Origin of the sequence: Pseudoalteromonas luteoviolacea DSM 6061, from assembly GCF_001625655.1 — a bacterium.
Taxonomy (GTDB): Bacteria; Pseudomonadota; Gammaproteobacteria; order Enterobacterales; family Alteromonadaceae; genus Pseudoalteromonas; species Pseudoalteromonas luteoviolacea.
In genome coordinates this window covers 78878-92816 of sequence record NZ_AUYB01000136.1, presented here as the reverse complement: position 1 = coordinate 92816, position 13939 = coordinate 78878, and the positions used below count along the sequence as shown (strand labels likewise).

Annotated in this window: 11 protein-coding genes; 1 reads left to right on the top strand and 10 read right to left on the bottom strand. The window is 40.7% G+C overall.

The genetic code is table 11. From position 1 onward, the window contains the following. Positions 1-35: 35 nt before the first annotated feature. The 8 genes from N475_RS21325 to N475_RS21290 all read right to left on the bottom strand — a co-directional run bounded on the left by N475_RS21325 (position 36) and on the right by N475_RS21290 (position 10031). Positions 36-1604 (bottom strand): ATP-binding protein, encoded by a 1569-nt coding sequence (locus tag N475_RS21325; RefSeq protein ID WP_227008497.1) that lies wholly within the window; start codon positions 1602-1604, stop codon positions 36-38. Positions 1605-1765: 161 nt separating this feature from the next. Further along, the gene (locus N475_RS21320) at positions 1766-2062 is read right to left on the bottom strand and encodes a PilZ domain-containing protein (RefSeq protein WP_063357901.1); all 297 of its coding nucleotides are present in this window, start codon (positions 2060-2062) and stop codon (positions 1766-1768) included. A 10-nt stretch (positions 2063-2072) separates the two neighbouring features. Then, positions 2073-2456: a response regulator gene (locus N475_RS21315; RefSeq protein ID WP_063357900.1), complete on the bottom strand. Its 384-nt coding sequence runs from the start codon at positions 2454-2456 to the stop codon at positions 2073-2075. A gap of 85 nt (positions 2457-2541) precedes the next feature. Then, entirely contained in the window at positions 2542-6423 is a 3882-nt protein-coding gene (gene hrpA / locus N475_RS21310; RefSeq protein ID WP_063357899.1) for an ATP-dependent RNA helicase HrpA, read from the bottom strand. 79 nt (positions 6424-6502) lie between these two features. Continuing rightward, the gene (locus N475_RS21305) at positions 6503-6931 is read right to left on the bottom strand and encodes a CBS domain-containing protein (protein WP_063357898.1); all 429 of its coding nucleotides are present in this window, start codon (positions 6929-6931) and stop codon (positions 6503-6505) included. A gap of 82 nt (positions 6932-7013) precedes the next feature. Beyond that, entirely contained in the window at positions 7014-8045 is a 1032-nt protein-coding gene (locus N475_RS21300) for an isoaspartyl peptidase/L-asparaginase family protein (RefSeq protein WP_063357897.1), read from the bottom strand. Between the two features lie 211 nt (positions 8046-8256). After that, on the bottom strand, positions 8257-8967 hold the full coding sequence (locus N475_RS21295) for a SapC family protein (RefSeq protein WP_063357896.1): 711 nt from the start codon (positions 8965-8967) through the stop codon (positions 8257-8259). Positions 8968-9062: 95 nt separating this feature from the next. After that, positions 9063-10031, bottom strand: a complete 969-nt coding sequence (locus N475_RS21290; protein ID WP_063357895.1) for a cupin-like domain-containing protein — start codon at positions 10029-10031, stop codon at positions 9063-9065. A 59-nt stretch (positions 10032-10090) separates the two neighbouring features. Here N475_RS21290 and N475_RS21285 point away from each other — a divergent pair, with 59 nt between their 5' ends. Beyond that, positions 10091-10771: a DUF6445 family protein gene (locus N475_RS21285; RefSeq protein WP_063357894.1), complete on the top strand. Its 681-nt coding sequence runs from the start codon at positions 10091-10093 to the stop codon at positions 10769-10771. A gap of 53 nt (positions 10772-10824) precedes the next feature. Here the strand turns inward: N475_RS21285 and N475_RS21280 are convergent, their stop codons facing one another. Together N475_RS21280 and N475_RS21275 are read right to left on the bottom strand one after the other, a co-directional pair. After that, positions 10825-12348: a tryptophan halogenase family protein gene (locus N475_RS21280; RefSeq protein WP_063365922.1), complete on the bottom strand. Its 1524-nt coding sequence runs from the start codon at positions 12346-12348 to the stop codon at positions 10825-10827. Positions 12349-12357: 9 nt separating this feature from the next. Next, a complete protein-coding gene (locus N475_RS21275) occupies positions 12358-13887 on the bottom strand; it encodes a tryptophan halogenase family protein (protein WP_063365921.1) in 1530 nt (509 codons plus the stop codon). Positions 13888-13939: the final 52 nt, after the last annotated feature.

Below are 13939 nucleotides of genomic sequence, written 5' to 3'. Positions count from 1 at the left end.
TAGAAAATCATACTGTTGTCTGTATTTTTCGGCAGTTAGTGCTTAATTGGTAAGACTATTTCAAAGTTTACACCACCTAAAACACTTGCATTTGCACTGATTCTCCCACTGTGCGCTTGAACAATGCTTGCGCAAATCGCCAGACCTAAACCAGAACCACCCGATGCTCGATCCCTTGCTTGATCAACTCGATACAGCCTATCAATCAACTTTGGTAATAAATCCGCTTCAACCCCTGGACTACTGTCTTGCCATTGAATACGAACTTCTTCATCACTTTTTTCCAGATGAACTTTGATGATACCAGGTGTATGTTCCGCAGAGTCAGTATAACGCACTGTATTCTGCATCAAATTATTAAACAATTGAGTCAGCCTTGATGCATCGCAGCTCAATACAATGTCTTTATCACCAGACACCGTCCATTCGAAGTGCTTGGTTTTTAGCGTAGCCGCATGTGAATCAAAAGTATGCTGCACAATATCATTAAGTGTATATATGTCCATCTTATAGCTGAGAGATCCCCTATCTGACATAGACAACTGATGTAAATCATCTACCAATTTAGTGAGTCTGTTGATCTCATCGTATAAAGAGTTAAGTTGCTCTTCGTCGGTCTCGATAATGCCGTCAATCATGCCTTCAAGCTCTGCCTTGAAGACTGCAATAGGCGTTCTTAATTCATGAGAGATGTCCGCTATCCACTGTTGCCTAGAGCGCTGGTTTTCTGCAAGAGTTACTGCCAGTGTATTTAAATCTTGCGCTAACAAACCAAGCTCATCCTTGCTGTACGACTTACAAGGAGGCTTATAATCTCCTGAAGCTATTTTTTTAGCAGCTTCTCTTAGAGACAAAACAGGCGCAACCAAAAAGCGGCTAAATGGAACAGCCAATAAGCTACTAACAAGCATAGCGACGATTGCAATCCCTAAAAACCAATGCTGTTGGCGACTTGCGAATAATGCGTCTAAGGAGTTACTTATTTCCATCCCATTGGCAATACCAACGTAGCCTAAAAGCGGCCCTGTGTTATCTTTATTTTTATACACGGGTTGCCACAACGCAGTATTTTTTGATTTTGGTCGTCCTATTAACATCTCATCATCGACCGACTTAAATACCAAACGCGCGGGTGATTTATGCTTCGGTCGAGGCGGTCGGCCTTCTCTTCCTTCAGGCCCCCTTGGAGGTTTACCCTCTCCTCTTCCGTCTTTTCTATGATATTTAGGTGGCCCTTTTCTCGGTCGCTTCATCATTTGTTCAATCTCTGCTTCAGAGCGCCCTTCGAACTCACCGACTAACTTTGGCCACAATGGATTGTGTTTTACTAGCCAACTCTCACCATAAAGAGAGAAATTTTCTCTAATTGTAGGCATTAAGGCGGTTAGTTTAGCTCGACTACTATTTTGTAAATATTCCCGAAAGCTCTTCTCAAATGCGAGTTGATTAGCGTAATAAACCGCAGAGATTAAGACTGCGTTTACCAATAATAAAATGGCAAGCAACTTTCGTCTCAAGGTAAGTTTCATTGCAGCTCCATCGTTATCAAACCAGTTAGCTTTACTTCCAATGACTACCTTTTTCGTCTCGAGTTGTTGTTCCATAGTGAATTCTATTGGGTTAAATGACGGCTCTATCCATGAAGAATGGCAGCTTGGGTATCAATTTCTGATAAGCTGTACACATTATTTATCAAAAATGTGCAAAAACCGTGAAAGTTGACAAATATGGAAAGACGAATGTCTCCCCATATTTTATGACTGTGCTAGTTAATTTGAACGATTTCAAGGCCTATTATGTAAGCGTCTGACGAGTCCTCAGTGCTAGTACATCGAACAACTTTAGCATTGGCATTGAATGGTGGGATTGTTGCGCTTTTACTGTTTATAAAAACGGTCGTGAGCTCTCCAACTTCAAGCGGACTATCTATTTCTACAGACAATCCCGTGGCACTTAAATCTTGGCACACACCGACTATTTTTTCCCCTGACTGGCTAACCGTTAACTCTGCTTGCGCATTGACCATCATACGCATAAAGCGACGTTTGTCTTCATGGATCATAGTTGAACTCCTAGACCATATTTTTTATTTTTTCCAAAAGAGATTGCATAGCAAATGGCTTAACAACATATTCATCGCAACCTGCTTCATACCCTGCTTGCTTTTCCTGTTCAGATTCTAAACCCGATACCATCATGACCGGAATGTCTTTGGTTTCGGGCGTATTTTTTAGCATACGGCAAGTATCGTAACCATCAAGGCCCGGCATACAAACATCTAGCAATATGACATCCGGCGGATCTGCTATTGCATTAGATAGACAACTTAACCCTGATTCCGCATAACTGAATTTAAACGCGTCCGATAAAGCCATCGACAACATTTCATAATTAAAATACTCATCGTCGACGACCAATACGTGCGGTGTTTTACTCCGTCTTTGCTGCGTGGACATAGTCAATGCCGCTTCCTTCTCACAATCCAAAAAATCATATCCTCTTATTAAGGTAATTGTCTCAAGGCAAAATGCAAGTCAATTCCTACAAATCCACTTCATTTAACGCATTACTAACACGCTTAGCCGAAATTGGGTAAGGTGTACCTAACGTTTGAGCGAATAATGACACTCTTAGTTCCTGCAACATCCAAAAAATATGTGATAATGCTGATGGAATTGGCATACCTTTAGGCACTTTTTTGTATTTTTGTATGTACATTTCTGATACTTTTTCGATTTCCAACACGCACATACGGTCTCTATTTGGATCTACAGGTAATTTCTCTAGGCGCTTCTCTATGGCTTTTAAATAACGCAGTAAATCGGTCATTTTATCTGCACCATGTGTACTAACAAAGCCTTTAAAGATTAGAGACTCCAATTGAGATTTAATATCACCATGGGCGGTGATCATGGTCAAATCCACGCGCCCTTTCATTCGCTTATTCACGGCATGTGCAATACTCAATACTTGCTCAACCTGAGAGGCAATTTCGACGACCTTATCGCCTAACTCGCCGCGGATAAATTCTTTTGCTCGCTCGAACTCAGACTCATCTCGAATTGTTTCAAACTGAGCAAGTAAACTATCAACTCCTGCGTCTGTGCAGTCTGCGATCAAATCATGAATCTTGCCAAATGGATTAAAATATAATCCAAGCTTGGCTTTATTGGGTAAGTGCTGCTGCAAATATTTCACCGGAGAGGGGATGTTAAGCAAAATTAGGCGTCTTAGTCCCATCTGATGCGCTTGTTTGGCCTTTTCTGGGTGATCAAACAAACTGATTGACGCACTGTCTTTTTTGTCCACTAAGGCTGGGAAGGCTTTTATTTCATACCCTCCCTGCTTTTTGGTGTACTCCTTTGGCAGATCGCCAAATTTCCACTCTGTGATGCTTTCCTGCTCAATGCCCTTTTCCGCCACTTTCGACAAAGTTTGGGAAACTTTCCCTTGCAACTTTTCTTTCAGCGCATTCAAATCGAAGCCATGTGAAAGCACTTTGCCATTGTCATCCACAATTTCAAACTGCATTTTGAGATGATTCTCAAGCGCACTCAAATCCCAATCCTGCTCCTGCACTTTGATACCGGTCATGCGCAAAAGTCTGGTTGTGAGTGCCTCTAGCAATCCACCTTGCAACGGTTCAATCGAGGCCAGTACAGCATCTGCATAATTTGGTGCAGGCACGAAGTTTCTTCTTAAGTTTTTGGGTAAACTCTTAATCAGTGCGCAAATAAGTTCATGGCGCAGCGCTGGAATATGCCAATCAAAGCCCTCTACCTGAACCTGATTCAGCAACGCAAGGGGTACAATTACCGAAACACCATCAACTGCTTTTCCCGGCTCAAAGTGATAGTTCAAGGCAAGAGTTAGGTTACCTTGTTGCCAAGTATCTGGATAATCAAATGTGGTTACTTTATCTGCACCATGACGCATAAGCGCATCACGGTCCATATGTAGAACACGCTTGTCATTTTGCTTTTTAAACCAGTTATTAAACGCAGCACGGTTGTTTACATCAGCAGGAATACGTTCATCGTAAAACTCAAACATCTGCTGTTCATCAACTAAAATATCTCGACGTCTGGCTTTATTTTCTAATGATTGGATCTCTTCGATGAGAGACTGGTTGTAATCCAGAAACTGCGATTTTTGACCTAACTGTTGTCCAATTAATGCCTCTTTAATAAACAACTCACGGCTTATCACTGGGTCGATCTGACTATATACAGTGCGTTTTCTTGAAACAATGGTCAGTCCATAGAGCGTTTGTTGTTCAAATGCGATCACTGCACCTTGTTTTTTCTCCCAATGGGGTTCGCTATAACTACGTTTGACAAGGTGTTGAGATAACGGTGGTACCCAAGCTAAATCGATCTTTGCATTTATCCGTGCATATAGCTTACTGGTCTCAACAAGTTCCGCTGACATTAACCATTTTGGGCTTTTTTTGAATAAGCCAGATCCTGGAAATACGTGGAAAATACTGTTTCTAGCACCTTTGTAATGTTGCTTTTCATCTTTCACGCCAATGTGGCTTAGCATACCACTTAATAATGCTTGGTGGATGGCTTCAAAACTGGCTTCGTTACCTGAGCCTTTTAAATCCATCTCATCACAAACTGTAGTCAGCTGATAAACAATATCTTGCCATTCACGTATTCGCATATAGGCTAGGAAATCTTTTTGGCATTGCTTCCTAAACTGGCTTCTAGAGAGCGCTTTTTGCTGTTCATCTAAGTACTGCCAAAGATTTAAGAACGCCATGAAGTCTGAGTTCGGATCGTCAAACCTGCCATGCTTTTCATCTGCGGCGCCGCGCTTTTCTTGAGGCCTTTCTCTTGGGTCTTGAATAGAAAGGGCTGCTGCAATAATGACCACTTCATTCAACGCCCCCAGCTCAACTGAAGATAGAACCATTTTCGCCAATCGAGGGTCAATTGGGAGCCGGCTCAATTTGCGGCCCGATTGAGTTAACTTGGCATTCTCTCTTCGATTCGCAGCACTAACCGCTCCTAGCTCCTCAAGTAAAGTCATACCATCTTTGATATTTCTGTTGTCTGGTGCCTGAACAAACGGAAATTTAGCAATATCACCAAGTCCTAAGGCCAGCATTTGCAAAATAACAGATGCTAAGTTCGTGCGGAGAATTTCTGGATCAGTAAACTCTGGGCGAGATATAAAATCTTCTTCAGAGTATAAACGAATACAGATACCCGCTGCGACACGCCCACAGCGCCCAGTTCTTTGATTTGCACTGGCCTGTGACACTGCCTCAATAGGCAACCTTTGCACTTTTGTCCTGTAGCTATAGCGGCTAATACGTGCCGTTCCAGGATCGATAACATACCGGATCCCCGGTACTGTTAGTGAGGTTTCTGCCACGTTGGTAGAGAGTACGATACGGCGATGGCTATGCGGTGCAAAAATACGGTTTTGTTCAGCATTAGATAAACGAGCAAATAGTGGTAAAATTTCAACACCTTTTAAATTGCGTTTGCTCAGTGCATCAGCCGTGTCTCTAATTTCACGCTCGCCGTTCATAAATATAAGAATATCGCCTGGCCCAGCTTCACAGAGTTCGTCTATGGCGTCAAAAATACCCTGCAACTGATCATTCTCGGCTTCACTTTCTTCACCTGAAACATCCAATACGGGCCTGTAACGCACCTCAACAGGGAAAGTACGTCCAGACACCTCAATAATAGGCGCATCATTAAAATGCTTTGAGAAGCGCTCAGGATCAATAGTTGCTGAAGTGATAATAACCTTGAGATCCGGCCTTTTTGGCAAAAGGTTTTTCAAGTAGCCTAGGATAAAATCAATGTTAAGGCTTCTTTCATGAGCTTCGTCAATAATGATGGTATCGTACTGATTTAAAAATCTATCTTGTTGTATTTCGGCTAGTAAAATACCATCTGTCATTAATTTGATGTAACTTCGGTCGGAAACTTGGTCGCTAAAGCGGATCTTAAAACCAACCTCTTCACCAAGTTCACACCCAACTTCTTCTGCAATACGATTCGCAACACTACGTGCAGCAAGACGCCTAGGTTGCGTATGGCCAATATAGCCATCAATACCGCGACCAAGCTCCAAACAAATTTTGGGCAACTGTGTAGTTTTACCAGAACCGGTTTCACCAGCGACAATCACAACCTGATTGTTCGCGATAGCCTCTTTAATGTCTTCTTTCTTTTGACTTACAGGCAGGGACTCAGGGTAAGAAACTTGAGGTAAACCCTCTTGTCTTTGGGTTTTCAATTGTTGACTGCGGGCAATGGACTCACTGATCTGAGTAACAACTTTTTGTTGCTTCTTCTCATCAGTGATTTTTTTTACACCTTGAAGACGTTTCTTAAATAAAAACTGATCCTTCTTTAAACAAAAAGGAATATCTGAATATAACGACTTTAAGTCCACTACACGACACCTTGAAAATTCCAAAATCGCCGCGTAGTTTATCAAAACCTCATGCTTCTACCCAAGTAAAAACAAACTTTTAAACAAATCTGTTCCCAGATTCATAGGTGTCATGTAAATGTTTATCAAAAGCGAGTAAAACGTGAGCACGTGTAATCACCCCAATCAAACGCCCATCTTCATCACACACAGGATAAAGCTTGGGTTTGTCATTGGACATTCTATCAGCAATTTGCAAGATGCTGTCTTCAGGGTTAACACACACTGGGTTTTTATTCATAACGTCAGATACAATACTGTGTGACTCATTTTGATAGGTCGCTTCTAACATCTTTTTAATACAGTCCTGTTCCGATAAAAAACCAATGACTTTATGATTATCATCAAGTACTGGACCGCCAGATTGACCACTTTGTAATAATTTCTCTACCGCCATTTCAATACGCATATTCGCATTGAAAGTGACTGGTCTGTGATTTAGATAGTCTGCTACTTTAACTGATTGCATTATTCATTCCCCCAAATAAAACGCCAGCTACTTTTATAATAGTAGCTGGCGCTGATAAATTTGCCCAAGAATCAATAAGCGTTTAGTTTTCCTTAAAAATACCCACAAAGGTTGGTGTTGTACTAGACTTGCTCGCTCTATACATTCCCTTGGTATTAAATGGCATACTTATATTTCCATCGGCATCTACAATAATGACGCCTCCAGTACCACCAGACTCATACATAGGCCCAAAAATAACTTCTTTGCCAGCTAGCTCAATGGGTTTATTTTGGTATTCAACACGTGCACATATATCTGCAGCAACGTTATAGCGAATAAAGTATTCACCGTGGCCGGTTGCTGATACTGCGCAGGATTGATTATCCGCAAAAGTGCCAGCACCGATTATTGGCGAGTCGCCAACCCTACCATAGCGCTTAGCGGTCATGCCTCCAGTTGATGTACCAGCGGCGAGATTCCCATGCTTATCGACCGCAACAGCCCCCACAGTGCCCATTTTATGTTCAGCTGCTAATGCTTTGTGCGCAGCTTGATAATCTTTCGTGCCACTTTCTTTTTGCTTAAGCTTTTCTTTTGCACGTAATAAAGATTTATATCGGTCTGAAGTATCAAAATACTCCGATTTGACCAACTCTACCCCCTGCTTCTTAGCGAACTCCTCTGCTCCATTTCCACTTAACATCACATGTACAGAGTTATCCATTACTTCACGTGCAAGGTTTATAGGGTTTTTAACGTGCTTAACGCCCGCTACAGCCCCCGCTTGTCGGTTCCTGCCATCCATTATCGACGCATCTAGTTCATGGCTTTCTTCATAGGTATAAACTGCACCCTTACCCGCATTGAAAAATGGGGAGTCTTCTAGAACATTAATTGCTTTTGTAATTGCATCAAGGCTGTCACCACCATTTTCGAGCACTTTGTAACCGACCTCAACTGCCTCTTGAAGTTTCGCACGATAAGCCTGCTCTTTTTCGGGTGTAAAACGGCTTTTTTCTATGGTACCTGCTCCTCCATGGATCGCGATGGCGATAGGTTGGTCTAACTGTTTGGTTGCTCCACTTGCAGAGGCCAGCGTAAAGATAAGCCCCAGTAAAGTTTTTTTATTCATTATTATCCTTTGTTGGATTTGCCAATGCCACCACAATGCTTGTAAAGCTTAGGCTAAGCAAGCTTTTGCGTTAAAACGAAACATTAATAATTGAAATAAAAATGACAGAGTAAGAAAGAAGGGAAAAAGCTATGCTGATTTACGGCATAAAAAAACGCCTGCTTTGCAGGCGTTTTTATTTAATCACAATGCCCAATAGTGGGAGTTATGATTAAGCGTCTTGTAGTGCCGCTTTTAGGCGAGCTAGACGTGCAACTTGGTGCGTAGAAGTTAAGAAAGCAAAGATAGGTGCTAGGTAACCACGCTTACGAAGTTCAAGGTAGTCTTCGTCGCTTAGCTCGTTTAGTTTACGCTCATCTACTAAGTAGATACCATTGATGTCTTTTTTCTCACCAGCAATATCAACAGTTAGCGTCTGTTGTACAAGTAGCTCTTTATCAGCAAGGAATTTAGTGAACACTTCAGTTACACGAGCAAACTCAACGTAGTTTACAAGTGCTTCTTTACGCGCCTGAAGGTATTCAGTTTCTTTGCCATCTGCAAATAATGCATTGCCTTCTTCTTCGCCTACAAGCTCACTCGCCTCATCGATAACAATACCAAACTGGTCTTCTTCTGGGTGTTTAACCAAACCGAAAGGATAACGAGCTGCAGCAAGAGGTGCAAAACCTGCCTGCCACTTGCCATCTTTAACATAAAGGTTTTCACCTGGCTCTAAACCAAATAATGCCACTGCCTGGAACTGGCCAGTTTCAGTATTTTTTACAAACGCCATTGGAAACTCAGTTGCTACGCGAGCAAACTCATGAGCAACAACAGGGATAAGGTGCTGTGATTTCAAAAATTCAACATTGATGCCATTTTTAACTTTTATATTGGCATGCTTCTCGTTGTGTAAAGGCTGCACTTGTTGCTCCGCCATAATACTACTCCATTCAAATTCTTAATTGTTACTTTTAGTGGTCCTAAGGCTATCGGTTTTAAAGCGGAAATGGAAGTTGAATTCCTTACAATCTGCTAAATTTTTTGCTTAAACCACTTTTTGATCCCTTGAATATCCTGTTCAGACAAATTATTTAGAATGTCATAGAGATTTTCTGGCATGTGAGCTTTGGGATCATGGTCTGTTTGAAAAACAAAATATTTGAAAAGACTTTCCCAAGCTTGGCGCTCATTACGACTCAACATCGGAATAAAAGACATAAGGAAAATCATGCTTTCAAAAGGTGCTCCTTCTGCTTCTCCCGTTTCTTTCCACCAGTAATTCAGCAAAATATTTTCATCACTCAAGGACTGTACACTGTGCCACCATAAATTGGGAATAAAAACGGCATCACCCGCATTCAATTCAATTGTTATTGATTCGGCCTCAGCCTGTTTGTAGCGCGGAAACTTTTCATAATCAGGGTTAGTTACATCAACGAGGCTTATGGGAGTGCCACCTGGCGTTCTTGAAATAGGCCCGATGTAAAGGTTATTCACTTGGTTAGTTGGAAAAAGCTTAAACTCCCGCTTACCTTTTAACACCACAGCTATATTGTGTGAAAAATCGAAGTGTGCTGCAGTATTACATTGATTGCCAATCCAAAGCCGCCGATCGGTATTATTCGGTAACTCCTCACAGCTTAGTATATCCGACATTGCGTCTTTAAAAATTACATCAACCGGAATTGCTTGCGCTGCAAAATATGATTTTTCGGCTTTTTCTTTCTGTTTCTCGAGTAGTTCAAAAAATGACTTTAAACTTCCTTCTGAGTGCTCAAAATTAAAATTGGTCAAGTCCTCGTTATAAAAATAACGACCTTTATGTTCACTCGCACAGGACATATAGTGTACAGACTTGTTATCACTACATCGAATTAAATCCTGCGTTATGTCTTTACTAACATCAGGAACAAACTGCGAAATCTTAACTGGCTTGTTATTGTTGATTATCCCATTTTTATTATCAAAAAATGCTTTGCGTGTTAATACTTCAACAGTCATGGTGTGATTTCTTTTTAAAGGTTACAATAAGGCCAGTTTTAACATATTGAGGGTAGATAATGAAGTTAGTATTAAATAAAAACGCTGTAGTAAATCGAGTTTATTTAGAAAAATGTACTTCTCCTGTTTATGTTATTGACGATGTTTTAGTAAATCCACATGAAGTAATTTCATTTGCAGAAAATACAGCGTACTTTTTGGCTCCAGGACGTGATGGTACACTTTACCCAGGCATAAGAGATTTGATGCCCAAGGCATATGAAAACATGCTTCAAGAGCTGATGGTTTTAATAAACGAAAGTAATAAAGAATTTTATTTCCATCGCGCACTGCTTAGTCTAGTCACGCTTTCTGAAAGTGAGTTAAGTGACTATCACTCTCTACCACATGTTGATTCTATTGATAAAAATGAGTATGCGTCAGTACACTATTTCTGTGATGAGGCATTTGGTGGGACCTCTCTGTATAGTTATAAGCCTCGTGACATTATGCAAATAGGTGAAGGTGACGTTAATATATTTCAGGAAGCGCTCGATAAAAATCAGGAAAAAGGTTATTTGCAAGGTGACAACTCCCTTTTTAAACGAGAGCTTAAAATAGAGGCAAAGTTCAATAGATTGGTCATGTATCAAAGCAATATACTGCACTGCGCTGATATAAACACTAACAAAAGTATTTCAAAAAGCCCAACTAATGGTAGGCTAACGGTCGCATCTTTTTATCAATTAAACGATAGATAACCAAGCATCTAAACATTATATGGGCATTAAACAATGCCCATATAATGTTTGTATTAACTTTTTGAAAAATTATTTACTTTAACTTTTTCTAACAAAGCCCTTTGCTCTAATAACTGCCTTTTGTATTGCTCGGCGGTTGCGAAGACTTGTTGATGTTGAGCAGCAAACTCTTTTGTCTTTTTCTCAGTCAATCCATAACGATTGAAGTCAAAGTTCATTCCGCACAAAACATACAAATAATTTTCTATATCAAACACTTCAAACTTTGAGAAGAAATCATCCTTTGTTGGGTATGTTTGAGACCATAACTCTAGTCTTTCTTTTAAACTGTCTGGAATTGAGTTGCTAGCACGGTTATCTTGCCAAAATTCACTATCCTGACGATCTGAAATACAGTAATGCAACTTTACAAAGTCGATCACACTCTGCCAGGCATAACTTACACGCTGGTTAAAACGCTTCGACAAAACCGCAATATCAGCTGTTGTTTCTGGCAATTTATTACAAAATAGATTTGCAGAAAAGTCCGATAACAAAATCGCTGTGGCTTCCAAGGGTTCAACAAACCCTTGAGATAGACCTATTGCGATACAGTTTTTTTCCCAAGCTCTCTCTCGAAATCCAATTTTCATGTCGAGATCACGTACGTTAAAATCATTTAGATCGCGACCTACATAAGTTTGTAATTTGTGAAATGCCGTATCTTTATCTAAGTATGCGTCACAATATACAAATCCAACTCCTCTGCGGTTGCTCAGAGCAATATCCCATATCCAACCCGCTTGATGTGCTGTAGAAATAGTGTACGGCGGGATCGATGCTTCTAATTCAGGTACCTGAACAGTTAATGCTTTATTGGAAAAAATTACATCCTGTTTATCCACAAATGGGACATCTAATTTGCCCCCTAACAAATAACTGCTAAACCCTGAGCAATCTATGTAAAAGTCAAACCCCATAGACCCTTGCTCTTTGAGCACGAGTTGGTCAATACTGCCATCGTGTGAGTGGGTTACATCAACAACAGTATCAGATACATATGTGACACCTAGTTTTTCGATAGCGTGGCGCTTTAACAATTGCGCAAATTTGTGCGCATCAAAGTGGTAGGCATAATCGGATACACCTGCAAATTCGGGATCACATATGCCTTTTGGTGCTTTCATTGACTCTGCAAGGTATTGTTGAATAGATACAATTTCTGCAAAGCTGGATGTGCTTTGGTTATGCCAGTATTGACACAAGTTGTCGCCAAAAGGAAATGGGTAGTCAAAAAGGTGATGATAAAAGTTGTTTTCACCATGCTTCTTTTTATCCATCCAGTTTACAAACTTGATAGATTGTTTAAAGCTTCCATCACAATGATTGAAGAGATCAGATTCACTTATCCCAATACGTTTTAGGGTATCTCTAATTGAAGGAACAGTTCCTTCACCAACACCTATAATTGGTATATCTGGAGATTCAATTAAAGTGACTGTTTTCGCAGCATGCTCTGAGGTTGCACTCGCCAATAAGCAAGCTGACAACCAACCTGCGGTTCCCCCACCCACAACAACATAGTCATTTACCAGCATATATTCTCCTTACTTCATACTCACTGACACGAAACCACTTTGACCGTGCACTGTCGCATTGAGATATTCTTTATGGCTCAATGTATGATGACAAGCTTGCTGTTGTCTATTCTCAATATAAGCAAACACATCGTCAAACTCCCCTTCAACAAAAGGGATATCTAATTCTGGGAAATAATTCATTCCATACAAAATGTATCGATAGCTTACATCAGAAAACATATGAGATGTGGAGTTTGAGACATCAAAATATTCACATACTTTGTGCTTCCACACTGATAGCCGGCTTTTAAGCAACTCGCAACCATCTAGTGTTTTTGGTATGTCACGCCAAAACTCTGAGTCAGTTCTGTCAGACAACACATAGTGTAAAACAATAAAATCTTTGAGCTCATCATATGTATCATTCATTGTTTTATTGTAATTATCACGCGTAGATTGCTGTGTTTTTGAAAAATTGTTGTGTAACACAAACTGTCTAGCTGCTAAATATATTAAATGTAATCCGGTAGACTCTAGTGGTTCAATAAATCCGCTTGATAGCCCTACTGCCACACAGTTTCCAATCCACTGTTGACGTCTTCTTCCAACATGCATATCTATGTGATTGAATTTCGTTTGTTCATCTAACCCCAAGTGCTTTCTAAACTCTAGTTCAGCTTGTTCAGGACTAATATGTCGGCTCGAATACACATAGCCATTCCCAGAACGATTTTGCAAATCAATCTTCCATGACCACCCTGCACTGAGTGCATGGGAAATCGTATAGGGGTTTGGTGCATATGACGTATCATTTTCAGTTTGAATTGTTACTGCTTTATCGCAAAGTAATACATCAGAGTATGAGTGCCAGTTTTCCTGCTCTTCGAGCTTACTCAATAGTAAAGCTCTAAAGCCAGTACAATCGATAAATAGGTCAGATGTAATCTCTCCTTTATCAGTACTCAGTGATACAATCTTGCCCTCTTTCGCGACAACATTATTCACATGTGCCTCGACTCGAGTTACACCTCTGGCAATTGCATGCTTTCGTAAAAACTGTCCGAATAGCCTTGCGTCTAAGTGATAGCTGTAAGGTACGATTGACTGGAAGCTTTTCGACTGTTGTACTTTAGGCGTTAAATTCTTATCTGACAGGGCCTTGGCAATAGATACTGAATCATCGTAACTTTTGTTTCTCGAAGACAGTAACCAAGATGTCGCTACATCTAATCTTTTCTCTACCCGCTCCTGATCAAACGGGTGCATGTACTGGTGTACTTCACCTTCTTCCGTTGGCGCACACCAATTTTTGAACAAGATCCCATTCTTGATGGTTGCATTGGTACTTTTGATAAACTCGGCTTCATCTATACCGACAGCCTGCAAAAAGTCCTTAATTGCAGGTACAGTTGCCTCTCCTACTCCGACAATATCTACATCGGGACTTTCAACGAGTTGTATCGAAACTGTATTGCCAAACTTATTGTAAGCTTGATTTAAGAGCACCGCAGTCATCCAACCTGCAGTACCACCACCCACTATTGTAATTGACGCCATTACATCTACTCCAAAAACAAAAAAGCCCAGCGAATGCTGGGCTCGTAACGTC

What these genes read in the sequence shown, in the direction of transcription:
- N475_RS21320 (WP_063357901.1), bottom strand. Translation starts at nt 2,062, where the DNA reads ATGATCCATGAAGACAAACGTCGCTTTATGCGTATGATGGTCAATGCG.
- N475_RS21275 (WP_063365921.1), bottom strand. Translation starts at nt 13,887, where the DNA reads ATGGCGTCAATTACAATAGTGGGTGGTGGTACTGCAGGTTGGATGACT.
- N475_RS21285 (WP_063357894.1), top strand. Translation starts at nt 10,091, where the DNA reads ATGAAGTTAGTATTAAATAAAAACGCTGTAGTAAATCGAGTTTATTTA.
- N475_RS21305 (WP_063357898.1), bottom strand. Translation starts at nt 6,931, where the DNA reads ATGCAATCAGTTAAAGTAGCAGACTATCTAAATCACAGACCAGTCACT.
- N475_RS21300 (WP_063357897.1), bottom strand. Translation starts at nt 8,045, where the DNA reads ATGAATAAAAAAACTTTACTGGGGCTTATCTTTACGCTGGCCTCTGCA.
- N475_RS21280 (WP_063365922.1), bottom strand. Translation starts at nt 12,348, where the DNA reads ATGCTGGTAAATGACTATGTTGTTGTGGGTGGGGGAACCGCAGGTTGG.
- N475_RS21295 (WP_063357896.1), bottom strand. Translation starts at nt 8,967, where the DNA reads ATGGCGGAGCAACAAGTGCAGCCTTTACACAACGAGAAGCATGCCAAT.
- N475_RS21290 (WP_063357895.1), bottom strand. Translation starts at nt 10,031, where the DNA reads ATGACTGTTGAAGTATTAACACGCAAAGCATTTTTTGATAATAAAAAT.
- N475_RS21315 (WP_063357900.1), bottom strand. Translation starts at nt 2,456, where the DNA reads ATGTCCACGCAGCAAAGACGGAGTAAAACACCGCACGTATTGGTCGTC.
- N475_RS21325 (WP_227008497.1), bottom strand. Translation starts at nt 1,604, where the DNA reads ATGGAACAACAACTCGAGACGAAAAAGGTAGTCATTGGAAGTAAAGCT.